Source organism: Rhodococcus sp. WWJCD1 (assembly GCF_002258735.1).
GTDB lineage: Bacteria > Actinomycetota > Actinomycetes > Mycobacteriales > Mycobacteriaceae > Rhodococcoides.
Window position 1 is genome coordinate 63,750 of record NZ_NOXY01000030.1, and the last position, 23,407, is coordinate 87,156.

Sequence of the window (23,407 nt, forward strand, 5' to 3'; positions counted from 1 at the left end):
GGTGTATGCACACCGAACACACCTGGACAACTCATTCCACCCACCACACGAGCGAGGGGCTCGTCGGATACCAGGGCTGCCCCTGCGGAGCCCAACGCATCGTGTCGGTACCCACCGAGACCTTCGCCCCACTCGCCGAGGTTGCTCGTCGCGCCTGACCGATCACTGCAGGGTGCGAGCCACCTCGGGCACCACGGTGTCCAGGGCATAACCGATCGACAGTGCCGAGTTGGTCGAGTAGGACTTCGCGACAACTGGGTCGTCGAACACGATGGACCGTCCATCCGCCACCGCCGGAATCCGTTGGAACAAGGGATTGTCGGTCACCTCCGACGGCGACTTCTCGATCGGAAACACCACGAGCAGATCGGCATCGAGGAGATCGAGCTCCTCCCCCGACACCGGAACCGAAAACCCTTTCGGCACCAGCGCATCGATCGTCGGGCTGGTCACGAACCCGAGCTTCTTCATGAACTCGAGACGACTGTTGGACGAGATGTACGCTCCGAACCCGGTACCGCTGTAAGCACCCACGACGACCGTTTTGTCGACGAACTCGGGATGGGCAGCAGCAGCGGCTCGAAAACGATCGGAGATCCCGACCAGCAGAGCCTCGCCGTCCTCATGCCGACCGAGAGCGGCCGCCACCATGGTGACCTGCTGCTCGAGCGAGGTCAGATAGTTGTCCGACCCCTCGGGCACACCGACGGTAGGCGCGATGGCCGACAACGTCGCAAATCGTTCGGGGTCACCTGAGCTCTTCGTATCCAGAATCAGATCCGGTGCCAGTGCCGCGACCTGTTCGTAGGACGGCTCCTGGGTTCCGATGATCTGCGGCGGTGCGTCGTAGAGACCAGTGGCCCAGGGGCCGACGCCGTCACCGCCGAACGCCAACCAATCGCTCGCACCGACCGGTGAGACTCCCAGCGCCAACGCAGTTTCGGCGTCGCCCCACCCGAGCGCCACGACGCGCTGCGGTGCACTGTCGATGGTCACCGCGCCGAACTTCGTCTCGACCGTGGCGGGGAACGCCGCTCCGGACCCACCCGACTCGCCTGACGGGTCGGGTGTCTCGCCCGAGCCCGAGCTACACGACACGACGGCCGTCACGGACAAGACCAGGACGAGGCCTGCGACAATCGAGCTGCGAATTCTCACACCGGAGACGCTACGACACCTGCGATTCCTTTGGTAAGCCAACCCTACTTTCTAACGAGGCGTCCGATGCACTCCACGTGACTGGTCAGAGGAAACGCGTCGAAGGCGCGCATGTCGGTGAGCTCGTATCCCGCAGCCTGGTAAAGACTCACATCTCGCGCGAACGACGCGGGATCACAGCCGACATGCACCACCGAACGAGGACCTCGGGCGGCGAGGGCGTCGATCACGTCGCGTCCGGCTCCTGCGCGAGGTGGATCGAGCACCACTACCGCCACCGGCTCGGCCAACGCATCCATCGAACGCTCGACGCGTCCCGGCACGAATGAGACCTGAGCGAGGTCGGCCAGCGCCGAACGCCCGTCCTCGGCCGCGCGGCGGGAGAACTCGACGCTGGTCACGTGTCCTTCCGGCCCTACCCCGGCGGCGAGAGATGCCGCGAACACCCCGACACCGCCGTACAGATCCCACGCGCCGTCACCCGGGGACGCGTCCGCCCATTCCGTCACCACGTCGGTGTAGACCTGGGCAGCACCTCGATGGGCTTGCCAGAAGCCGGTGGCGTCGAGGGTCCAGGCCCTGCCCGAGACGTATTCCGTCACCCGACCCGACCCGATCACGGCCTTCTCCGCCCGCGCCCGAGACGACGCTGCCCGACGGGCCGATGCCCCGCGTCGACCCGGAGATCTGCGCCCGGTAGTCGACAGCTGAGCCGGAGCGATCTCCACGACGTGCCGCGTACCGGCTCCGTCGAGCACCACTTGCAGTTCGGCACCCGGCCGCCACTGCTGGTCCGACAATCCCTCGAACGCTACGGAATCCATTTGCGGACAAGATAATTCGTTGACGATCGAGCTACTGCGATAGCGGTGGTAGCCGGGACGCCCGCTGGAATCGACGGCGAGTCGAACGCGGGTTCGCCACCCGGTGCCGTCGCCGGTTCCCGGTAATTCCTCGACGCGCACCTCACGCTCGACTCCAGCGACGCGTCGAAGTTGCTCGGCGACGACGAACGACTTCAATCGACGACCTGCATCGGCGGTCGTGTGGGAGTAATCGCAGCATCCGGAGCCGCCCGGCCCGGCGATGGGACACCGCGTGTCCACCCGGTCCACGGACGCCGACAGGATCTCCACGGCATCGGCTCGGCAGAACGATCCGCCTCGGTCCTCTGTCACCCGGGCCACCACCCGCTCGCCGGGCAGCCCGTGACGCACGAACACGACTCGTCCTTCGTGGCGCGCAACACAGAAGCCACCGTGTCCCGGCGCACCGAGTTCGACCTCGAGCAGAAGGCCGAACCAGCTCTCGGTCACTTGCCCGCCGGGGGCTCGTAGCCGCGACGCGACGCACCCGGTGCGTTGCCGAGCACCTCGCGCTTGGCCTTCTCGGACGACCGCAACTGCCAGGGCACGCTGGTGACCATCACTCCCGGTTGAAACAGCAGTCGGGACTTCAGTCGTAACGCGCTCTGGTTGTGCAGAACCTGCTCCCACCAGTGGCCCACGACGTATTCGGGGATGAACACGGTGACGACGTCACGCGGTGAGTCGCGTCGAACACGCTTGACGTAGTCCAGAACCGGCTTGGTCACCTCTCGATAGGGCGACTCGACGACCTTGAGCGGCACCGACACGTCGCTGGCCTCCCATTCGCGCACCAGCGCGCGGGTGTCGGCCTCGTCGACGTTGACGGTCACTGCTTCGAGGGTGTCGGGCCTGGTCGCCCGCGCATATGCCAACGCGCGCAGCGTCGGCATGTGCAGTTTCGACACCAACACGATGGAGTGCGTTCGGCTGGGCAGCACTCCGTCCCATTCCTCGTTCTCGAGCTCGCGCGCCACGGTGTCGTAGTGCTTCCTGATCATCCGCATCAGGATGAAGATCGCCACCATGGCGACGATCGCGATCCAAGCGCCTGCGGCGAACTTGGTGATCAACACGATCACGAGCACCGTGGCCGTCATCGCAAGACCGACACTGTTGACCACTCGCGAACGCTGCATCTTGCGGCGCTGCTCGCCGTCGGTCTCGGATCGGAGCAACCGGGTCCAGTGTCGGATCATGCCGGTCTGGCTCAGCGTGAAGGAGACGAACACCCCGACGATGTAGAGCTGAATGAGCTTGGTGACCTCGGCACCGAACACGACGACGAAGACGATCGCAGCGCCGGAGAGAAAGAGGATGCCGTTGCTGAAGGCAAGACGGTCACCGCGAGTGTGCAGCTGCCTCGGTAGGTACCGGTCCTGGGCCAGAACCGAACCGAGAACGGGAAAACCGTTGAACGCAGTGTTGGCCGCAAGTACCAGGATGAGGGCCGTGACGGTCGTGATGAAGAAGAAGCCGACGGGGAACCCGCTGAACACCGCCTCCGCGAGCTGCGCGATCAACGTCTTCTGCTGGTACCCCTCCGGCGCACCGATCAGCTGAATATCGGGATCCATGGCGTACTTGATGCCGATCTTCTGTGCGAGCACGATGATGCCCATCAGCAATGTGATGCCGATGGCACCGAGCAGCAACAGTGTGGTCGCAGCGTTACGCGACTTCGGCTTCTCGAATGCGGGCACACCGTTGCTGATGGCCTCCACCCCGGTCAGCGCCGCACAACCGGACGAGAAGGCGCGCGCGATGAGGAACGCGAAGGCAATTCCGTACAGGTGCGAATCCTCTGCCTTCAGATCGAAGGTTGCCGATTCTGCATGAATGTCGTCGCCGAGCACGTAGACCCGGAACAGGCCGTACGCCAACATCAGGAACATGCCACCCATGAAGGCGTAGGTCGGGATCGCGAACGCAGCCCCGGACTCCCGGATGCCCCGCAGGTTGATCGAGGTGATGAAGACGATGGCCACCACGGCGAAGAGCACTTTGTGTTGGGCTACGAAGGGCACCGCCGACCCGATGTTCGACGCGGCCGCCGAGATCGACACCGCCACGGTCAGGACGTAGTCGACCAGCAGCGCGCTGCCGACCGTCAGACCGGCGGCCGGCCCGAGATTGGTGGTCGCCACCTCGTAGTCACCGCCGCCGGACGGGTAGGCGTGCACGTTCTGCCGGTAGCTGGCCACCACCACGGCCATCACCACGCACACGGCGAGACCGATCCACGGAGTGAACGTGAGCGCCGAAATACCCGCCACCGACAGCACCAGGAAGATCTCCTCGGGGGCATAGGCCACCGACGACATGGCGTCCGAGGCGAACACCGGCAACGCGATTCGCTTGGGAAGCAATGTATGACCGAGCTTGTCGCTACGGAACGGCTTACCGAGCACTAGCCGCTTGGCGGCAGTCGAGACCTTGGACACGGACAGAAGCGTAGGCCGTCCGCCTGCGGACGTCTCAACCACGCGCCTGAAACTGCGTCGGAGCCCACCCTCGGTCGATCCCGGAGACGAATCCCCGATACGTTGGTGCACGCCTGCCCGTAGTGGCAGTGTCGGTCCGGCAGTGGTCGACAATCGAGATCGGGACGGAGCTGGGCGTTGTACGTAGTTGTGATGGGATGTGGCCGCGTCGGCGCATCGCTGGCCGGTGCGCTCGAACGCATCGGCCACGAGGTAGCGATCATCGATCGCGACGAGGCAGCCTTTCTGCGCCTCGATCCCGACTTCGGCGGACACCGTGTCGTCGGCATGGGATTCGACCGAGATGTGTTGGTGAGTGCGGGAATCGAGAAGGCCGAGGCATTCGCCGCCGTCTCCTCCGGCGACAACTCCAACATCATCTCTGCCCGCGTCGCACGCGAGACCTTCGGAGTCGACAAAGTGGTGGCGAGAATCTACGACGCCAAACGCGCCGCCGTCTACGAACGCCTCGGTATCCCGACCGTGGCCACGGTCCCCTGGGCGACCGACCGATTTCTGCACAACCTGCTACGTGACGATCCGACCACCAAATGGCGCGATCCGTCCGGCAGCGTGGCCGTCGTCCTGCTCGACTTCAACGATGCCTGGATCGGCAAGAAGCTCTCGGTCCTCGAAGAGGCGACACGTTCGCGGGCGGCCTTCGTCATCCGATTCGGCGTCGGGTTGCTACCGGACAAGCGCACCGTGATCCAGGCCGGCGACGAGGTGTACGTCGCCGCCGTCTCGGGCACCGTCGCCGAAGCCATCGCGCTGGCGGGCAACCCCCCGCCGTCGGACGACTGATGCACGACCGCACGTTCCCCACCTCCCCCATCGACCCGAACGGGAAGCCATGAAAGTCGCCATCGCCGGTGCCGGCGCAGTCGGCAGATCCATCGCACGTGAGCTGATCCGCAGCGAACACGACGTGATGCTCCTCGAACGCAAGCTCGACCACGTCGATCAGGCCGCGGTGCCGGAAGCCGAATGGGTGCTGGCCGACGCATGCGAGCTCAGCCTGCTCGAAGCTGCTCATCTCGAAAACTACGACGTGGTGATCGCCGCCACCGGCGACGACAAGGCCAACCTGGTGCTCAGTCTCCTGGCCAAAACCGAATTCGGTGTCGATCGTGTGGTGGCCCGAGTCAACGACCCACGTAACGAGTGGCTGTTCGACTCCGCGTGGGGTGTCGACGTCGCGGTATCGACGCCGCGCATGCTCGCGTCGTTGGTAGAAGAGGCGGTCTCGGTCGGGGACCTCGTCCATCTGATGACGTTCCGCAAAGGCCAGGCCAACCTCGTCGAGATCACGCTGCCCGAGAACACTCCACTCGCGGGAAAGCCGGTCCGAAAGCTTCAATTGCCCAGGGACGCCGCCCTGGTGACGATTCTGCGCGGCGGCCGAGTGATCGTGCCGCAGCACGACGATCCGCTCGAGGGCGGCGACGAACTACTGTTCGTCGCGGCGAAAGAAGTAGAGAACGAACTACGAGCTGCGGTCGGCCTGATCTGACGGCAATGCTCCGTCGGTCCGATCCGCACTCGACGCGACCTCCAGCGTGTGATCGGCCCGACGCACGGCCCAGAGCGTGACCAGTAGCGCCACGCCGGTGAGCGGCCAACCCATGCCGATTCGTGCAACGGCCAGCCAGCCGGTCTGATCCGAGTCGTAGAGCTGCGACTGGACGACGTACCTGGCGGCGAACACTGCCGCCCATGCGATCGTCGCCACGTCGTAGAAGCGCACGGCCGATCGGTTGTGACGCCACGCCGTTCCCTTGCCGTTGAGGTAACCCCAGATGACTCCGACCAGCGGCCAGCGCGCGAGTACCGACAACACGAACGCTCCGCCGTAGACCAGCGAGGTGTAGATGCCGAACAGGAAATAGCCTTTGGCATCCCCGGTGCGGTACGCGATGAACGCGCAGATACCGACACCGAAGAATCCCGAAATCGCAGGCTGAATGGGACTGCGCTGAACCAGACGCCACACCAGAACCGCAGCGGCCACGCCGAGTGCGGACCACAGGGCGACGGCCAGGCCGAAGAAACTGTTGGCCGGAACGAAAACGATGACCGGCAACGTGGAATAGACGAGCCCGCTCAGACCACCGAGCTGTTCGAGAACGGTGGGAGCCACCTTCTCGACACTGTCCGGTGTGGGCGCATCGGTCGCAGGTTCCGGCGTCGTGGGGGGCGGCACGGCATCGTCGCTGTTGGTCACGACAACGAGAGTGCCATACCCGCGACGGTCAGCTGTCGTCGCGCAGTTCGTAGTAGGGGTTGTAGACGATCTTGCGTCCGTCGCGTTCGCCGACGCGTCCACGAACGAGAACGGTCTTGCCCGGCTCGATACCGGCGATCTTCCGCCGACCGATCCACACGAGCGTCACCGTGTCGGTGCCGTCGAAGAACTCTGCTTCGATGTTCGCGTTGGCAGCCTTCGAACACGCTTCCACGCTGCGCAACCGACCCAACATCGTGACCTCTTCGCCGCGCGAGCAATCGCATGCGCGTCGGGCACCGGACGCTTCGGAAGATTCGGCCATCTCCTCGGCGTCGAGCTGATCGATGTCCTCGGTCAACTTTCGCGTCAACCGGCGAAAGTATCCTGCGGCAGCGGGTGCCATTGTGCGCTCCAGCGGTATGAGTCGTTCCGCAGGCTTCATTCTCGGAAGCAACTGCGGCGACGTGGGGGTTTGCCTCGTCAGGGCGGGTACTTCGCCACTGTAGACCCGAAGTGTCACACTGACCAACCACCGCCCCGCCCGGAACCGAAGCCGTGCACAATCGTGTCGTGCACAGCCGATTCGACACCCTCACCGCGGTCGTTCTACCTGGCACGGGATCGGACGCCCGGTTTGCCGAAGACGCATTCTCGGCAGCGTTCGCCGGTGTGGGATTGACCACCATCGCAGTCGAACCCGATCCGACCGGCGTCGTCGAGAGCTACGTCGACGCGCTGAACACCGCAACGCGCAGGCACGGCCGAATCGTCGTGGCAGGAATCTCCCTCGGTGCCGCGGTCGCAGCACGATGGGCCGCCGACAACGCGTCGAGCACTGCAGCGTTGGCGCTCGCTCTACCGGCATGGACCGGTGACCCGACGGGCACTCCCGCGGCCCTCAGCGCCCAGTTCACCGCTCGATCGCTGCGCGAGGTGGGGCTCGATGACGTCACTACGGCCATGTCGTCGTCGAGCCCCGAATGGCTCGCTCGCACCTTGCGGCGATCCTGGGCCTCTCAGTGGCCGGCTCTTCCCGATGCCTTGGACGAGGCAGCGCGACACCGGAGTCTCGAGCTCGACGAGCTCGCACGGATCGAGCTGCCGACCGTCGTCGTCGGCGCGGTGGACGACGCGGTGCATCCGATCGAGGTGGCGCGGAACTGGGCGCGCGCGCTACCGAACTGCGTACTCAGAACGGTGACGCTCGACATGATCGGCAACGACGCAGGATGTCTGGGCCGTGCGGTTGTCGACGGTCTCGACCTGGGGTCGCCTCAACCGCCCAATTGCTGAATTGCCGATCCCGATGCCCCGCGTCGCGGCGCTCGATCGCGCTCGGCCGCAGTCGACTGCGGTGCCGAATTCTGCTCAGATGCCGAATTCTGTTGCGGTGCAACGGGTTCAGCCTGCGGAGCCGGCGGTTGTGGCGATTGCTGCGCCGCCGCCTGCTGTTGCGAGGCAGCAGCAAGTTGCTCGGCGAGCACCTGCGGCAACACCACCGGCAGCGGCGTTCGTACGGGATGCGGATCGGTCCCCCGGTCGACCACGGTCTGCCGAAGAATCGTGTGTGCGAGTTGGACGAGCGGCTGCCCCTCGCCCACGGCACCCGACGGCCCGGCCAGCACGCATCGGACCATCCACCGATAGCCGTCGACTCCGATGAAACGGAGATCGGCGTTGGCTGTGACGCCGTGCAGCTCACGCCCCCACGGACCCGTCTCGACCGTGGTCTCGGCCTTGTCGTTGCGAAGCGATGTCGCCAGGCCTGCCGCCACTTCGCGCCACTGACCGGGCGATTTCGGTGCCGCGTACGCAGCGATGGTGATGCGCCCGAACTGGGTGACGATGTGCACTGCCTGAGGGCTGCCCGCCTGGGACATCTCGACCTGGAGCTGGCCACCTTCCGGGAGCGGAATCAATACCGAGCCGAGGTCCAGACGCGTCTTCGCCACAGTCTCGCGATCGTCGTCCAGGTCCTCCAGATCGTGGGGTCCGTCGGCGCCGGTGCCCGTGGGCTCCTCGTCCTCGACTCCATCGACGAATGCCTCCGCATCGGGTGCGGAGGCACTGCCGGCGTCGTTCTTCTTACGCCGTCCGAACATGTTCAGCTCTCTTCTTCTCGGTTGCTTCCACGGTCCCTGCCACCGACCGACGCAGTGGCGGAACTCACTGCTTCAGACTCGCATGGCCGCCGGTCGACCCGTGACCACCGGCCCCTCGAACGGTGTCGTCCAACTCGTCGACCTCGACGAACGTCACCAGCTCGACCCGCTGTACGACCAGTTGCGCAATACGGTCGCCCCGGTCGAGCACGATCGGGGAATTCAGGTCGTGGTTGATCAGACAAACCTTGATCTCGCCGCGATATCCGGCATCGATCGTGCCCGGGGTGTTGACGACCGACAGCCCCGATTTCGCCGCCAGGCCCGACCGCGGGTGAATCAGCCCGACGGTTCCCAGAGGAAGAGCGACCGCGATACCGGTTCCCACCAGCACACGTTCGCCCGGCGCGATCGTGACAGGTGCCGTGGTCCGCAGATCCACGCCTGCGTCACCCTCGTGCGCACGGGTGGGAATCGGTAGCTCGGGGTCGAGTCGGCGGACGCGCACCTCGGTCAGTGGAGATGCAGGCCACACAGAGTTCGGGGTTCGGTCGGCAGACGGATCCATGCCGGTCTCGGGGACTTCGTCGCTCACGTCGAACGAGACTACGCTGGCCTGCTCGTGCCTCGGTGTGGCGACTACCCTGGTGCTCGTGACTGCAGATCGACAGACCGAACCCGCGAACTCGGAGTCCGGCAACTCCACTCCCAGCACCGGGTCCACCGACTCGGTGCTCTACTCGGAGCGGATCTGGGTGCCGCTCTGGTGGTGGGCAGCGGGGGCCGCCGTAGCGGTGTTGCTGGCGGCGGAGATTCACATGGGCGCACCGGGCATCCGGGCATGGTTGCCGTACGTCGTGTTGCTGCCGCTTGTCGCCTGGGCACTGTTCGCCTTCAGCAGACTGCGCGTCGAGGTAGTGGCCGAAACCGGTTCGACCGACGTCGAATTGCGCGTGGGCAAAGCACACCTACCGCTCGCTGTGGCAGCCAAGGCAGCGATCGTCCCCGGAACAGCAAAAAGTGCGGCGCTGGGCAGACAGCTCGATCCGCTGGCTTTCGTACAGCACCGCACCTGGGTGAAGCAGATGGTGATCGTGGTTCTCGACGACCCCGACGATCCAACACCGTATTGGCTGATCAGCACCAAACGTCCCGACGCGTTACTGGCAGTACTGTCCGCTCACGGCGTCGAGGCACGCTGACCTCGCACCCGACCGACGGTCGGGGAACCGACGCACAGACCCGAGCCGATGATCAGGTCTGTGCGGAGAAGATCACGCCGCGCAGTCGCGGCACATCAGTACGCCGTTGGCGTCGCTGGCCAGTCGGCTCCGGTGATGAACCAGGAAGCAGCTCGAGCAGGTGAACTCGTCCGCCTGCTTGGGAACCACTCGAACCGAGAGCTCCTCACCGGACAGGTCTGCACCCGGGAGCTCGAACGACTCCGCGGTGTCGGATTCGTCCACGTCCACCACTGCGGACTGGGCCTCGTTGCGTCGAGCTTTCAATTCTTCGAGCGAATCCTCGGATACGTCGTCGGATTCTGTTCTTCTCGGTGCGTCGTAGTCGGTTGCCATTGTTCTCGTACCCCTCATCTTCGTGCGTGTGTGTGGTGGGAGCTGCCGTTGTGGTCGGCTTGTGGCCGTCGGCTGTGAAGAGGGCGCTTGCTCACTCCCACCGATTGTTCGTACCTGTTCGAATCGTTCGTCGTCGCGCGGTGCCCGAAACTACACCGGGTAGTTCCCAAAACTCGCCGGTTGAAACCCGATCGAGACCTCGCTCACCTGATCGATGGTGCACCGGCGTCCGATTCTCGAAGCACCGCGGCCGCCAGACAATAGCCGAAGCCGGTCACAATCTCGAAACCGAATCGCCGGTGAGTGCATTACCTGCATGCACGCCGCAACAACACCGAGGCGGCCGTCTTCATTCCACGATCCACCGAAGGCGTCACGGCGCGGGTTTTCGGCTCCGAAACGGGAGATGCGCCCCCATCCGAGAAGGGTCGGGCCCGAGTGTGCCGCCGCCGGGCGCCGCGGGCATCTACAGTAGGCACCGCGTCGGTGTGAACCGACCCTGTGACCGGTCTCGGCGCCAGCCGAAGGAAAGGCGAAGATCAACTGTGGTTTCTCTGATCACCGAAGGCCGTTCGGCCGACGATCGAGGTCGTCCGTTCCGCCGCCGCCGGGCATTTCCCATTCTCGCCGTGTTCACGGTGCTGGCGCTGCTCGGCGTGGTCGTCTGGGTCAAGGTGTTCACCACATCCGAGGCCACCTCCGCAACCGCCGAATGCAATACGCCGACCACCACGGCCGCCACCGACGGCACGCAGCCCGTGCCGCTGGGTGACGAGGTCGACCCCGACACGCTGCTCGATGTCGAGCCTGCGGCACTGTCCGCATCGAAGGTGCGTGTCTTCAACGCCAACGGTGAGCGCGGCCAGGCGGCTCTGGTGGCGGCTCAGCTCATCGATTACGGTTTCGCAAGCGCACCGGACGTCCAGGTCGGCAACGATCCGGTCTACGTCGATCAGAACATGCAGTGCCAGGGCCAGATTCGCTTCGGTGCAGCCGGGGTCGCTGCGGCGAGCGCGGTATGGCTCGTCGCGCCCTGCGCCGAGCTCATCGAAGATTCCCGCACCGACGACTCGGTCGATCTCGCTCTCGGTACCTACTTCAGCGCGATCCAGCCGAACGACGACGCAGAAGAAGTGCTGCGCACGCTCGCCGGTTCGGCGCCGGATGCTGCGCCGCAGCCGCTCGATGCCGACCTACTCGCCGCAGCGCGCGAATCGCGTTGCTGACGTCGATTCGACTCGTCAGCCAGGAATCGGATCGAGAGCGCCTGCGCTGCGCAACGCGGCCAGGAAGGCATTCGAGATTCCGGGGGCCATAGCCACGGTGGCAGAGCCGTGCGCACTCGTCGAGTTCGCAGCAGGCAGCCGCACCACAGCTCCGGCCTCGGTAGCGATGAGCGCACCCGCGGCCCAGTCCCACGGACTGAGCCCGTGCTCGAAGTGTGCGTCGACCGCTCCCGACGCGACCATGCAGAGGTCGAGCGCTGCCGATCCGATCCGGCGGATGTCTCGCACCTGAGGCAGCAATTCGGAGATGATCGCGCCCTGTACCGCTCGACGACCCGACCCGTAGCCGAATCCGGTGGCCAGCAACGTCATCGACAATTCGGTGACGTCCGAGCACCGCAGTTGCTCCTCGGTGCCGTCGGCCCCTCGTACGGTGGCACCGCGGCCCTTCGCAGCGGAGTAGACGAGATCGCGAGCAACGTCGACCACGGCCCCCGCCACACTGACACCGTCGATCTGAACGGCAACCGACACCGCGTAGGCCGGGATTCCGTACATGAAATTCACGGTCCCGTCGATCGGGTCCAATACCCACCGCACACCGTCGAGCGACTCGTCCTCGCTCCCTTCCTCTTCCCCGAGAATGGAATCCGACGGCCGCAGCTGCGCCAACATCTCGCGCAGAACGCGCTCGGTTTCGGTGTCCACGACGGTCACCGGATCGGTCGGCGTGCTCTTGGACTGCACCGCGTCGTCATCGACACTCGAACCGCCACCGAACACCTGCGGTCGCCGCAGTCGCACGTGCTCGGCGGCTCGCGTCGCGACGCGTTCGGCAACCTCGCGCAGCACGTCCACGTCTCGCGTGTTCGGTTCGGTGTCCGACCCTCCCGCCGGCACCGGCGTTCCGGGCAATTGCGTACTGGCGGTGTCGTTCTGCGATCCGTCTGATTTCGGCACACGTACATCGCAACACACACCGACGGCCGAGCACCACCGCAGCGACTCACCGAACACATCGGGGCCGACTCGGCGTTCCACGAACACCGAAACGGCACTATTGTTCGGAAGCGACGGCACCACACGGATTCGATCAGGCCAGGAGCGGCATCCACATGACACAGGCAGGTTCGGACAACACCCCCGGCGGGGCAGCGCGCCACGGATTCGGCGTCGACGTCGGCGGCAGCGGCATCAAGGGCGGAATCGTCGACCTCGGCACCGGGGACCTCGTGGGCGACCGCTACAAGATCGAGACTCCTCAGCCGTCCACCCCGGATGCCGTCGCGCGAACCGTCGCGGAGATCGTCGCGCACTTCGAGTGGACCGGTCCGGTAGGCGTCACACTTCCCGCCGTGGTGACCAACGGCGTGGCTCGTTCGGCCGCCAACATCGACAAGTCCTGGATCGACACCGACGCCCGAGCATTGTTCGCCAAGGCCATCGGAACCGAGAACATCACCGTCCTCAACGACGCCGATGCAGCCGGAATCGCCGAGGACAAGTACGGCGGTGGCAAAGGCAAGGACGGTGTCGTCGTGCTACTGACGTTCGGCACCGGGATCGGCTCGGCAGTGCTGCACAACGGAGTGCTGCTGCCCAACACCGAATTCGGTCACATGGAGATCGGCGGCAAGGAAGCCGAGCACCGTGCAGCGTCGTCGGTGAAGGAGAATCAGGGGCTGTCGTACAAGGAGTGGGCCAAGGAGGTCTCGAAGGTTCTGGAGACGTTCGAGGCGCTGCTGTGGCCGGATCTGTTCATTGCCGGGGGCGGGATCAGTCGTAAGAGCGAGAAGTGGATTCCGCACCTGACGAACCGCACTCCCGTGGTGCCGGCAACCCTGCTGAACACTGCCGGGATCGTCGGTGCCGCACTCGCTGCGGACAGCGCAGTTCCGTCCGCAGAAACCGGCACATCCGCTGGATCGGCCCACTGACACGCGGCGTCGCCACCCGCGTAGGACGAGGGTCGGTAACAAACTCCTGAGAGGTCGTTACAATGGTGTGTGCCGGTACGCAGCCGGCCAGAATCCGAAGACCTCTCCGCCGGAAACAACTCTGGCGTGACGCCGCACGACTTCGTCACGAAAGGGCGTACGTGGCAGCCACCGATATCCGTCAGACCGTAGATTCCGAGACCGAGTCTGCGGCACCTGCACCTGCTGTCAAGGCACCCGCTGCGAAGGCACCGGCAAAGAAGGCTCCGGCAAAGCGCGCCGCAGCCAAGAAGGCACCGGCGAAGAAAGCCGCAGCGAAGAAAACAGCAGTAACTCCCGCTACCGGGGACGACGCCGATGAGAGCGCCCCCGGAATCGAGGACATCGACATCTCCGAAGGCGACCTGGCTGCTGCCGCCAACGATGTCGTCGAGGTCGTCGCTGCCGGTGACGACACCGAAGAGGACGCCACCAGCGAGCCGACCGCCGAGGACAAGGCGTCGGGCGACTTCGTGTGGGACGAGGAGGAATCCGAGGCGCTGCGTCAGGCCCGTAAGGATGCCGAGCTCACCGCGTCGGCAGACTCCGTCCGCGCATACCTCAAGCAGATCGGCAAGGTCGCCCTCCTCAACGCGGAGGAAGAAGTCGAACTGGCCAAGCGCATCGAGGCAGGCCTGTTCGCAGTCGAGAAGATGCGCGAGTCCGCGGAGAAGGGCGAGAAGCTCCCCGTCGCGCAGCGTCGAGACATGACGTGGATCTGCCGTGACGGCAATCGCGCCAAGAACCATCTGCTCGAAGCCAACCTTCGACTCGTCGTCTCGCTGGCCAAGCGCTACACCGGTCGCGGCATGGCCTTCCTCGACCTGATTCAGGAGGGCAACCTCGGTCTCATTCGCGCGGTCGAGAAGTTCGACTACACCAAGGGCTACAAGTTCTCCACGTACGCCACCTGGTGGATCCGACAGGCCATCACTCGGGCCATGGCCGATCAGGCCCGCACGATCCGTATCCCGGTTCACATGGTCGAGGTCATCAACAAGCTCGGCCGCATCCAACGCGAATTGCTTCAGGATCTGGGTCGCGAGCCCACTCCCGAAGAGCTCGCCAAGGAAATGGACATCACGCCCGAGAAGGTGCTGGAGATCCAGCAGTACGCGCGGGAGCCGATCTCCCTCGACCAGACCATCGGTGACGAGGGCGACAGCCAGCTCGGTGATTTCATCGAGGACTCCGAGGCCGTCGTTGCCGTCGACGCAGTGTCGTTCACGCTGCTGCAGGACCAGCTCCAGTCGGTACTCGAGACCCTGTCCGAGCGTGAAGCCGGCGTGGTCCGTCTGCGCTTCGGCCTCACCGACGGCCAGCCGCGCACCCTCGACGAGATCGGACAGGTGTACGGGGTCACCCGTGAGCGAATCCGCCAGATCGAATCGAAGACGATGTCCAAGCTGCGTCACCCGTCCCGTTCACAGGTCCTGCGCGACTACCTGGACTGAGTGACCCGATTCACCGAACGACGACCGTCGATCCTCGCGATCGGCGGTCTTCGTCGTCTGGGCACGGTGGTCGTCACAAAGGTGGTGCTGCGAAGGTTCCGTCCGGCCCGGGCCGATAGTCGAGCACTGCCGTGACGGCCGCGATCGGTAGCGGTCCGTACAGATGTGGAAAGCGCATCGACTCCGGATCGGACGGCACGCCGGGTTCCCATCGAACCGGTGCATTCAGTCGCGCCGGATCCAGACGGAGCAGAACCAGATCCTCACGCCCGGGGAACAGCCGATTTGCAGGTAGATGCACTTGCTGCGGCGTCGACAGGTGAACGAAGCCCACCTCGCCGTACGAGTCCGGTACGTATTCGGCCTGCCCCCGCATCGACAACCACTCCCCTGCGGTGCAGATGTGAACGAGGTCGTCCTGCTTACTGGTCACCGTTTCATTCTGCCGGGTGGAGCCCCCGTCAGGGCGGCGGAACGTCGACAACACCGCGATCTCTGCCGGATGGGAGCCCACCGACGACCACTGCCGCGATGACAGCCACGATTCCGACAGCCTCCAGGGTCGTGGGAATCTGAGTCAGCACCACCGCACCGACCACCGTGGCCGTCGCCGGGAGAAGCGCCAGCAGCAGAGCGAATCGGGCCCTTCCGACTCGCACCAGGACGTACTGATCGAGAACGTACGGAACCACACTCGACAGCAGACCCACGCCCAACCCAAGAACCCAGATCCGCCAGTCCCCCAGAGCATCGGCATGAGCCAGCGCAAACGGCCCGAACAACGGCACGGCCAGAATCACCGACGCGATGCCGAACCCGGCCGCCATGTCGTCGAGACCCTGACCTGCATCGGCAACGGACTTACCCAGGACGATGTAGGCGGCCCACAACGCCGCCGAGCCCAGCGCGAATGCAATTCCCACGAGGCCCACTTCGCCGCCCTCGAACTGCGCGGAGGCGATGGCACCGACGCCGGCGACGACCAGGAGTAGCGCACACACGTCGGCCGGCTTCCTCGACCCGGCTGCTGCAACCGCGATGGGCCCGAGAAACTCGATGGCTACCGCCGCGCCCAGCGGTAGCCGGGCGATGGCCTCGTAGAACATCGCGTTCATGCCGATCGTCGCACCGCCGAATGCAGCTGCCGTACACAGTCGCCGCACGGACCACGTGCCGCCCGCACCGGCGCGGTGCCGCCAGGGCCGCCGCCAGATCACCAACACCAGCGCCGCACCGAAACCACGCAGCCACGCCACCGCGGCCGGATCGACGGTGTCGAACAAGAACACACCGATCGCCGCACCGACGTACATGCACACCGCGCCGATCACGAACAGCGACGGAATACCCAGCTTCGATGCGCCGGACAGCGAATGAGAAGTCGAAGCCACAACGGCGACCCTACTGCCGCGGCTCGCTGCGAGCCGTGTCTGCTCTCAGCGAACAGATTTCACGGCGTTCCAGCTCGTGAGGCATGTTTCGTGTTAGTGACAACACAAAGAAACGCGCTCGGGAACAACGCATGACCGCCATACGTCTGACAGAGTGAACGAACCGCGCCATACCGACGCGGCGGACCGGCCCCAGGCGAACGGGACAACCCGCAAGCCAGTACGGAGGAGTCATGCCCGGAACATTGACCAGCCCACAATTGACAGCAGCGGACCGGTGCGACCGGTGCGGTGCAGGGGCTCGCGCGCGTGTCGTGCTCTCGACCGGTGGAGAACTTCTCTTCTGCGGTCACCACGCCGCCGAGCACGAAGCCCGTCTGCGTGAAGTGAACGCAACGGTGATGACCGAATCGGACTCCACGGTGTAATCCACCGAGACGTCGGGGGAAACAGGTTCGCCACGATCGAATCTCACGGAAAAGCGGACGGTCTTCGGACCGTCCGCTTTTTCGTGCGCTCGCTCTACATCTTTCGCAACTGGGCGATCCGCTCGCCCAATTGATCGGCCGACGCCATCGCCGTCGGCGGGCCGCCGCAGATGCGTCGCAGATCGCCGTGAATCACGCCGTGCGGCTTTCCGGTGCGATGGTGGTACACCGCAACCAAACTGTTCAGTTCACGCCTCAGACCGGCCAGCTGGCCCGCACTGGCGGCCCTGTCGTTGACGATGGGAGGGGCCGGAACGGCCGGGCCCGCCGCGGGCTTGTCGATCTGTTCCTGCTGACGCTGACGCAGCAGGTCCCGCATCTGCGTGGCGTCGAGCAGACCGGGCAGCCCGAGGTAATCCGCTTCCTCGTCGCTGCCCGAGAACGTCGCGGTTCCGAACGAGGAACCGTCGTAGATGACCTGGTCGAGTTCGGCGTCCGCGCCCAGGGAGGTGTACGCCTTCTCCTCCTCGCCGAGTTCGTCCTTCTGCTTGTTCGCGTCGGCCAGGAGCTCGTCGTCGAATCCGTCCTTCTCGCGGTGCGGCTTGCCGAGAATGTGGTCACGCTGCGCCTCGAGCTGAGATGCCAGATCCAACAGCACCGGTACCGACGGCAGGAAGACACTCGCCGTCTCCCCCTTACGCCGCGAACGCACGAATCGACCGATCGCCTGCGCGAAGTACAGCGGAGTCGACGCACTGGTCGCGTACACGCCGACGGCCAGACGCGGAACGTCGACGCCCTCGGACACCATGCGAACGGCAACCATCCACCGCTGGTCACTCTTGCCGAACTCGGCGATCCGAGCCGAGGACGTGGGATCGTCCGAGAGGACGATGGCCGGCGTCTCCCCCGTGATCACCTCGATGAGCTTCGCGTATGCCCGCGCCACCGTCTGATCGGTGGCGATCACGAGCCCGCCCGCGTCGGGCATTCCGCCCGCGCGCAGCTGAGCCAACCGTGTGTTGGCAGCCAACAACACTGCGGGCATCCAGTCGCCCTGCGGGTCGAGTGCCGTCCGCCATGCCCGCGCGGTCTGCTCGGCACTGAGCGGTTCGCCCAGTCGGGCGGTGTATTCCTCACCCGCGCTGTCTCGCCAACGCGCTTCGCCGGAATACGCAAGAAACACCACCGGTCGAACGACGCCGTCGGCCAACGCGTCGGAATATCCGTACGCGTGGTCCGCCTTGGACCGCATCAACCCGTCCTGGTCCGGTTCGTAGTTGACGAACGGAATGGGACTGTCGTCGCTACGGAACGGCGTACCGGTCAGAGCGAGACGTCGAGTCGCGTCGCCGAAGGCCTCGCGAATGCCTTCTCCCCAGCTCTTCGCATCGCCGCCGTGGTGAATCTCGTCGAGGATCACGAGGGTCTTGCGCGCTTCGGTGCGCACCCGATGCTTGAACGGATGCGAGGCGATCTGTGCGTACGTCACGACCACGCCGTGATAGTCGCTGGACGTCTGACCGGTCGAGTTCGAGAAGCGTGAGTCCAGAGCGATCCCCACCCTCGCCGCCGACTCCGCCCACTGATGCTTGAGGTGCTCGGTGGGTGCCACGACGGTCACCTGATCGACCGTGCGATGGGCCAGCAACTCCGCAGCCACGCGCAGAGCGAACGTCGTCTTACCCGCGCCCGGTGTCGCGACGGCCAGAAAGTCCTTCGGTGAGGCCACCAGGTACTTCGTCAGCGCACGCCGCTGCCACGCGCGCAGCGGCGCTCCCCCGCTCACGGGGGCAGCTGCCTGCTCGGATTGTGGTGTGGGATCGAACATGTCAGCGCTCACTGGCCGCCGGTTCCTGGCATCGATGTACTTCCTCGCGCTCTCGGTAGCCCTGCAGTGTCCGCCGTGGAGCCTATCGCTCCACACCGACCGATCCCGCATCGCTGGGGTGAACCGGACGCGACACGGCGGGTCGGTCGTTAGGCGAAGACGCCTTTCGTCAGGAATGCTGGAGAGACCATGAGTGAGTCAACAGGCACAACGCCGACACCGGAGCGGTTGTCGGCGAGAAAGCCGATACGTGCGGTGTGGAAAGTGACTCTGCGCACCCTGAGCAAAGCGTGGGACGACTCGATCTTCAGCAAGGCCGCCACGGCAGCGTTCTGGCAGACCCTCTCGCTGCCCCCGCTCCTTCTCGGTGTGCTGGGCAGCCTGGGATTCGTCGGCGGATGGTTCGGCCCCAACACCGTCGACATCATCGAGTCCAAGATCATCACCTTCAGCAACACGCTCTTCAGCAGCAGTGTTGTCGATCAGATCATCGCTCCGACCGTCCGAGACGTCCTCGCGCAGGGAAGCGGCGAGATCGTCTCGGTGGGCTTCCTGCTCTCGCTGTGGGCCGGCTCGTCGGCGATCTCGACGTTCGTGGACTCCATCGTCGAAGCGCACGGACAGGCCGACGCGCGAAATCCCGTCTGGCAAAGGTTCTTCGCCCTGCTTCTCTACGTCGGCTTTCTCGTCATCGCGGTGTTCGTGCTCCCACTCGTCGCGCTCGGACCGGTGTACGTCCAGCAGATTTTGCCCGATTCGTGGATCACGTTCGGCAGCGAACTGATCGACTTCTTCTACTACCCGGCCGTCGGTCTGCTGCTGATCATCGGTCTGACCACGCTGTACAAGCTCGCCCTGCACACCTCGCTGCCGTGGCACCGACTGCTCGGTGGGGCTCTGCTCGCAGGCGTGTTCTTCATGATCGCCAGCGCGGTGCTCCGCCGATACCTCACCTGGGTGACGAGCACGGGGTACACCTACGGCGCGCTGGCCACGCCGATCGCATTCTTGCTGTTCACGTTCTTCCTCGGCTTCGCCGTCGTTCTCGGAGCCGAGTTCAACGCCACTATTCAGGAGTTCTGGCCGGCCCGGGCAACTCGAATGGACCAGATGCGCGAGTGGATCGCGGCGCAGGCAGCGACCGACGACAAGCCGTCGGGACCGGTGACGGCCGTTGCTCGACGGCTCGCCACGGGACCGATCAAGCTGGCCGGAGATCGTGGCCGGCCGGATCGCCGCGAGCCCACCGCCGAGTAGGTCGTCACTCGCCTTTCTTCAGGCCCTCGTAGATCTTCTTGCAGTCGGGGCACACGGGAGATCCGGGCTTCGCGGACTTGGTGACAGGAAACACCTCACCGCACAGGGCGACCACGTGTGTACCCATCACGGCGCTCTCGGCGATCTTGTTCTTCTTCACGTAGTGGAAGAACTTCGGCCGGTCGTCCTCGGTGGTCTCGTCCGGCGCAATGTCGGGACGGTCCTTCGTCTGAGTGCTCATGGACACAGATTAATCCGTGGATCCACAGCAAGGGGTAACCGGTTCCACAGCTCGTCGTATGCATTCTGTGAGCGGTAGTGCCACAGTGGAGGTATGACGAGAACCCCAGGGTTCGACGGCAGCGCGTACAGCGACTCGCCGGATGGGCCTGTACTGATCACCGAGGCACAGCAGTCGGTCGAAGAGCAGCACAAGAAGCGTGTACGCAAGTACATGTTCATCATGTCCTTTCGAATCCCGGCGTTGGTGTTGGCTGCCCTCGCCTACGGAATGTGGATGAATCCGTGGATCTCCATGGCGATCGTCGGGGTGTCCATTCCGCTGCCGTGGATGGCGGTGTTGATCGCCAACGATCGACCGCCCCGCACGAAGGACGAAATGAGCCGGTACGACTACCGAACCGTGGACAAGCCACAGTTGGAATCGAGCAACCACCGAGTGATCGAACCGGGCGACGACTGACGCCTGCCCAGAGTGCCGATGCGACACTTGCGTTGTGACTGCACCGACTTCCACGCCCCCGCTGATCGCCGCATGCTCGCAACTCCGGGAGGCCTTCGAGCGAACCGGGTACGACGCGGACGGCGTCCTGACGATGCTCGGCGACGACGCTCACGCGGCACTCGGACGCAGTGAGCCGGTTCCGGTCCGCAACGCCAGCCGAGGTTCCGGCCCATTGGGCGTTCTGGTGCGCCTCTTTCTTCTCGTCGACGACTGCCCCGAGTCCGACGTCGTCGACGCCATCGCGCCCTTGAGCGTCGCCGACGCCGTGGCGGCCGGCATTCTCCACCGCTCCGGATCAGCAGTGCGGACGTTGCTCGACATTCGACCGCTCGATGCCGGACACGGCACTCGGTGGATCGTCTCGGATCCGGACGGCAGCATGCGGGTGGCAGAGACCGCGGCCGACCACGTCTTGGGCGTCGGCCAGGCATCGCTGTCACTGCTCCGGGGGACGCCCACGTCCCCGGTCTCGACCGTTCTGGACGTCGGCACCGGCTGCGGCGTCCAGGCCGTCCATGCGTGCGGCTACGCCGAGCAGGTGACCGCAACCGACATCAGCCCGAGATCCATGGATCTCGCGGCAGCGACGATGGCGCTCAACGGCCTCGAGGTCGAGCTGCTGCACGGATCGTGGTTCGAGCCGGTGGCCGGGCGCCGGTTCGATCGCATCGTGGCCAACCCACCGTTCGTCGTCGGACGCGCCGAAGTGCAGCATTCCTATCGTGATTCCGGCCTCGATCTCGACGGTGCAAGCGCACTGATGATCGGGCAGGCCCCGGAGCACCTGGCCCCGGGCGGCACGGCTGCCATCCTGGCCTCCTGGGTCCATGTCAGAGGTGAGGACTGGCGCGCGCGGGTGGCGTCGTGGCTGCCTGCACACGGGGTCGACGCCTGGGTGGTCGAACGCGACGTCGCCGATCCGGCTCTCTACGTCGGTACCTGGATGCGCGACGGTGGCCTCGACCCCCGCGATCCCGACGCGGCCGCAGTTGCGCAGTCCTGGCTCGACCACTTCGCTGCCGCCGACGTGGAGGGAATCGGTTTCGGCTTCGTCTATCTCCGCCGTACCGATACACCGACCGATCTTCTCGCCGAGGAACTCACCCATGGCTTCTCGGACCCTCTCGGTAACGAATCGATCGAGTACTTCGCGCGGTTGGACTGGCTGCGCGAGCACGACATTCTCGATTCGGTACTCACTCTGGACCCGAACACTGCACTCGAACGCGTCTATCTACCCGGCGACGAGGGTTGGGCTCCGGTGGCAGTGCGGGTTCATCGCGGCAACGGCCCGCAATGGCAGCACGACGTCGACGAACTCGGTGCAGCATTGCTCGCCGGGCTCCGACCCGATGGTCTGCCGGTCGGTGAACTGGTCGAGTTGCTCGCTGCCGCGCACGACGAAGACCCCGAGGATCTGGCTGCGCACGCCGTGACGATGATGCAGGGGCTCGTCCGGCACGGGCTGGTTCGGCCGGCCCGATGAGACCGCCGCGGAGTGCCTCGCGCGAGGCGCTGTTCCCACCGGTCTCAGTTCTCAGCAACTTCTCAGGACGACCATGACGTAATCCCTGGTCACACGGGTATCAGAAGGATCGGCGTGGGAACTTATCGGAGTCTCCCGAGCGTTGAACCTTGTGAGACACCACCGACCAGGAGGCAAGTCATGACCAGCCCCAGCACCACGATTCGTCCACGGCCCACCGATGCCGATCTGGACGCCCAGAGCCCGGCAGCCGATCTCGTTCGCGTTTACCTCAACGGGATCGGTCGCACGGCACTGCTGACGGCTGCCGAAGAAGTCGATCTCGCAAAGAGGATCGAGGCTGGTCTGTACGCCAAGCAGGTTCTCGAGAACACCAAGCGTCTGAGCGCGGTCAAGAAGCGCAACCTCGCCATCATCGTTCGCGACGGTAGCGCCGCGCGGAGCCACTTGCTCGAAGCGAATCTTCGCCTGGTCGTCTCTCTTGCCAAGCGCTACACCGGTCGCGGTATGCCCCTGCTCGACCTGATCCAGGAAGGCAACCTGGGTCTGATTCGCGCAATGGAGAAATTCGACTACGCGAAGGGCTTCAAGTTCTCCACGTACGCGACGTGGTGGATCCGGCAGGCCATCACCCGCGGCATGGCAGATCAGAGCCGCACCATCCGGCTGCCTGTCCACTTGGTGGAACAGGTGAACAAGCTGGCCAGGATCAAGCGCGAGCTCCATCAGCAGCTCGGCCGTGAGGCGACCGACGAGGAGTTGTCGAGCGAATCCGGCATCGCGGTGGAGAAGATCGCAGATCTGCTCGATCACAGCCGCGATCCGGTCAGCCTGGACATGCCGGTCGGCAGCGACGAGGAAGCACCCCTGGGAGACTTCATCGAGGATTCGGAGGCGACGTCGGCCGAGAATGCCGTCATCGCCGGCTTGCTGCACAGCGACGTTCGAGTCGTGCTCGGCACACTCGACGAGCGTGAGCAGCAGGTCATTCGACTCCGCTACGGCCTGGACGACGGGCAGCCCCGCACTCTCGATCAGATCGGCAAGCTGTTCGGGCTCTCCCGTGAGCGTGTTCGTCAGATCGAGCGCGAGGTGATGGTCAAGCTCCGGCAGGGCGACCGCGCCGAGAAGTTGCGGTCTTACGCCAGCTGATCGCAGCCACCGACCGGTGGAGCAGCGGTGACCATCCCCGTTCGCGCC

General features: G+C 65.1%; 26 protein-coding genes. 13 read left to right on the forward strand and 13 right to left on the reverse strand.

The features are described 5' to 3' along the window. Window positions 1-5 precede the first annotated feature (5 nt). Complete coding sequence (locus tag CH286_RS27920; protein WP_165430216.1) at window positions 6-158, forward strand: hypothetical protein; 153 nt, start codon at window positions 6-8, stop codon at window positions 156-158. Between the two features lie 4 nt (window positions 159-162). Here CH286_RS27920 and CH286_RS22845 read toward each other — a convergent pair whose 3' ends face one another. The 3 genes from CH286_RS22845 to CH286_RS22855 are packed head-to-tail and all read right to left on the reverse strand — an operon-like array spanning window position 163 to window position 4,468. Further along, the gene (locus tag CH286_RS22845) at window positions 163-1,158 is read right to left on the reverse strand and encodes an iron-siderophore ABC transporter substrate-binding protein (protein ID WP_255182747.1); all 996 of its coding nucleotides are present in this window, start codon (window positions 1,156-1,158) and stop codon (window positions 163-165) included. 44 nt (window positions 1,159-1,202) lie between these two features. Beyond that, window positions 1,203-2,474 carry a class I SAM-dependent RNA methyltransferase gene (locus CH286_RS22850; protein ID WP_094610473.1) on the reverse strand — a complete coding sequence of 424 codons (1,272 nt, stop codon included), beginning with the start codon at window positions 2,472-2,474 and terminating at the stop codon, window positions 1,203-1,205. Further along, on the reverse strand, window positions 2,471-4,468 hold the full coding sequence (locus tag CH286_RS22855) for an APC family permease (protein ID WP_032403643.1): 1,998 nt from the start codon (window positions 4,466-4,468) through the stop codon (window positions 2,471-2,473). Before CH286_RS22855 ends, CH286_RS22850 begins: the two co-directional genes overlap by 4 nt. A gap of 177 nt (window positions 4,469-4,645) precedes the next feature. Here CH286_RS22855 and CH286_RS22860 point away from each other — a divergent pair, with 177 nt between their 5' ends. Beyond that, a complete protein-coding gene (locus tag CH286_RS22860; protein ID WP_032403642.1) occupies window positions 4,646-5,311 on the forward strand; it encodes a potassium channel family protein in 666 nt (221 codons plus the stop codon). Window positions 5,312-5,360: 49 nt separating this feature from the next. Then, entirely contained in the window at window positions 5,361-6,020 is a 660-nt protein-coding gene (locus CH286_RS22865; RefSeq protein ID WP_032377739.1) for a potassium channel family protein, read from the forward strand. Here the strand turns inward: CH286_RS22865 and CH286_RS22870 are convergent. Both CH286_RS22870 and CH286_RS22875 read right to left on the reverse strand, forming a co-directional pair. Further along, the gene (locus tag CH286_RS22870; protein WP_052058637.1) at window positions 5,994-6,647 is read right to left on the reverse strand and encodes a DUF3159 domain-containing protein; all 654 of its coding nucleotides are present in this window, start codon (window positions 6,645-6,647) and stop codon (window positions 5,994-5,996) included. The genes CH286_RS22865 and CH286_RS22870 overlap by 27 nt on opposite strands. Window positions 6,648-6,759: 112 nt before the next feature. Beyond that, window positions 6,760-7,137: an OB-fold nucleic acid binding domain-containing protein gene (locus CH286_RS22875; RefSeq protein WP_032378440.1), complete on the reverse strand. Its 378-nt coding sequence runs from the start codon at window positions 7,135-7,137 to the stop codon at window positions 6,760-6,762. Window positions 7,138-7,304: 167 nt separating this feature from the next. Here CH286_RS22875 and CH286_RS22880 point away from each other — a divergent pair, with 167 nt between their 5' ends. Then, window positions 7,305-8,027: an alpha/beta fold hydrolase gene (locus CH286_RS22880; RefSeq protein WP_255182748.1), complete on the forward strand. Its 723-nt coding sequence runs from the start codon at window positions 7,305-7,307 to the stop codon at window positions 8,025-8,027. Here CH286_RS22880 and CH286_RS22885 read toward each other — a convergent pair. Both CH286_RS22885 and dut read right to left on the reverse strand, forming a co-directional pair. Next, a complete protein-coding gene (locus tag CH286_RS22885) occupies window positions 8,009-8,836 on the reverse strand; it encodes a DUF3710 domain-containing protein (RefSeq protein ID WP_094610475.1) in 828 nt (275 codons plus the stop codon). The two genes, CH286_RS22880 and CH286_RS22885, sit on opposite strands and share 19 nt — an antisense overlap. A 64-nt stretch (window positions 8,837-8,900) precedes the next feature. Then, complete coding sequence (gene dut, locus CH286_RS22890; protein WP_094610490.1) at window positions 8,901-9,404, reverse strand: dUTP diphosphatase; 504 nt, start codon at window positions 9,402-9,404, stop codon at window positions 8,901-8,903. Between the two features lie 163 nt (window positions 9,405-9,567). On the opposite strand from dut, the gene CH286_RS22895 reads away from it, so the two are divergent. After that, window positions 9,568-10,038: a DUF3093 domain-containing protein gene (locus CH286_RS22895; RefSeq protein ID WP_037153252.1), complete on the forward strand. Its 471-nt coding sequence runs from the start codon at window positions 9,568-9,570 to the stop codon at window positions 10,036-10,038. A gap of 72 nt (window positions 10,039-10,110) precedes the next feature. On the opposite strand, the gene CH286_RS22900 is transcribed toward CH286_RS22895, so the two are convergent. Then, window positions 10,111-10,413 carry a DUF4193 domain-containing protein gene (locus tag CH286_RS22900; protein WP_027496891.1) on the reverse strand — a complete coding sequence of 101 codons (303 nt, stop codon included), beginning with the start codon at window positions 10,411-10,413 and terminating at the stop codon, window positions 10,111-10,113. Window positions 10,414-10,958: 545 nt separating this feature from the next. Between CH286_RS22900 and cei the strand changes: the two genes are divergently transcribed. Beyond that, entirely contained in the window at window positions 10,959-11,639 is a 681-nt protein-coding gene (cei, locus tag CH286_RS22905) for an envelope integrity protein Cei (protein WP_094610476.1), read from the forward strand. Between the two features lie 15 nt (window positions 11,640-11,654). Here the strand turns inward: cei and CH286_RS22910 are convergent, their stop codons facing one another. Further along, window positions 11,655-12,497 carry an inositol monophosphatase family protein gene (locus CH286_RS22910; protein ID WP_080734503.1) on the reverse strand — a complete coding sequence of 281 codons (843 nt, stop codon included), beginning with the start codon at window positions 12,495-12,497 and terminating at the stop codon, window positions 11,655-11,657. A gap of 257 nt (window positions 12,498-12,754) precedes the next feature. Here CH286_RS22910 and ppgK point away from each other — a divergent pair, with 257 nt between their 5' ends. Together ppgK and CH286_RS22920 are read left to right on the forward strand one after the other, a co-directional pair. Beyond that, complete coding sequence (gene ppgK, locus CH286_RS22915) at window positions 12,755-13,576, forward strand: polyphosphate--glucose phosphotransferase (protein ID WP_037153120.1); 822 nt, start codon at window positions 12,755-12,757, stop codon at window positions 13,574-13,576. Window positions 13,577-13,737: 161 nt separating this feature from the next. Continuing rightward, window positions 13,738-15,069, forward strand: a complete 1,332-nt coding sequence (locus tag CH286_RS22920; protein WP_037153118.1) for an RNA polymerase sigma factor — start codon at window positions 13,738-13,740, stop codon at window positions 15,067-15,069. A 73-nt stretch (window positions 15,070-15,142) separates the two neighbouring features. Here the strand turns inward: CH286_RS22920 and CH286_RS22925 are convergent, their stop codons facing one another. After that, the gene (locus CH286_RS22925; RefSeq protein ID WP_094610477.1) at window positions 15,143-15,502 is read right to left on the reverse strand and encodes a DUF952 domain-containing protein; all 360 of its coding nucleotides are present in this window, start codon (window positions 15,500-15,502) and stop codon (window positions 15,143-15,145) included. Window positions 15,503-15,530: 28 nt separating this feature from the next. After that, window positions 15,531-16,460 (reverse strand): EamA family transporter, encoded by a 930-nt coding sequence (locus tag CH286_RS22930; RefSeq protein ID WP_052058625.1) that lies wholly within the window; start codon window positions 16,458-16,460, stop codon window positions 15,531-15,533. A gap of 233 nt (window positions 16,461-16,693) precedes the next feature. On the opposite strand from CH286_RS22930, the gene CH286_RS22935 reads away from it, so the two are divergent. After that, window positions 16,694-16,888, forward strand: a complete 195-nt coding sequence (locus tag CH286_RS22935) for a DUF7455 domain-containing protein (RefSeq protein ID WP_032377734.1) — start codon at window positions 16,694-16,696, stop codon at window positions 16,886-16,888. Window positions 16,889-16,982: 94 nt separating this feature from the next. On the opposite strand, the gene CH286_RS22940 is transcribed toward CH286_RS22935, so the two are convergent. Beyond that, window positions 16,983-18,719: a DEAD/DEAH box helicase gene (locus CH286_RS22940; protein ID WP_094610478.1), complete on the reverse strand. Its 1,737-nt coding sequence runs from the start codon at window positions 18,717-18,719 to the stop codon at window positions 16,983-16,985. Window positions 18,720-18,908: 189 nt separating this feature from the next. Between CH286_RS22940 and CH286_RS22945 the strand changes: the two genes are divergently transcribed. Next, window positions 18,909-19,976, forward strand: coding sequence for a YihY/virulence factor BrkB family protein (locus CH286_RS22945; RefSeq protein ID WP_052058624.1), 1,068 nt, complete (start codon window positions 18,909-18,911; stop codon window positions 19,974-19,976). 4 nt (window positions 19,977-19,980) lie between these two features. Here CH286_RS22945 and CH286_RS22950 read toward each other — a convergent pair whose 3' ends face one another. Beyond that, entirely contained in the window at window positions 19,981-20,217 is a 237-nt protein-coding gene (locus CH286_RS22950) for a DUF3039 domain-containing protein (RefSeq protein ID WP_032378432.1), read from the reverse strand. A 93-nt stretch (window positions 20,218-20,310) separates the two neighbouring features. On the opposite strand from CH286_RS22950, the gene CH286_RS22955 reads away from it, so the two are divergent. The 3 genes from CH286_RS22955 (at window position 20,311) to CH286_RS22965 (ending at window position 23,359) form a co-directional block, all read left to right on the forward strand. Further along, window positions 20,311-20,679 carry a DUF3099 domain-containing protein gene (locus tag CH286_RS22955; RefSeq protein ID WP_032377732.1) on the forward strand — a complete coding sequence of 123 codons (369 nt, stop codon included), beginning with the start codon at window positions 20,311-20,313 and terminating at the stop codon, window positions 20,677-20,679. A gap of 34 nt (window positions 20,680-20,713) precedes the next feature. Continuing rightward, window positions 20,714-22,207, forward strand: coding sequence for a DUF7782 domain-containing protein (locus CH286_RS22960; RefSeq protein ID WP_094610480.1), 1,494 nt, complete (start codon window positions 20,714-20,716; stop codon window positions 22,205-22,207). A gap of 180 nt (window positions 22,208-22,387) precedes the next feature. Continuing rightward, window positions 22,388-23,359, forward strand: coding sequence for a sigma-70 family RNA polymerase sigma factor (locus CH286_RS22965; protein WP_032377730.1), 972 nt, complete (start codon window positions 22,388-22,390; stop codon window positions 23,357-23,359). Window positions 23,360-23,407 lie beyond the last annotated feature (48 nt).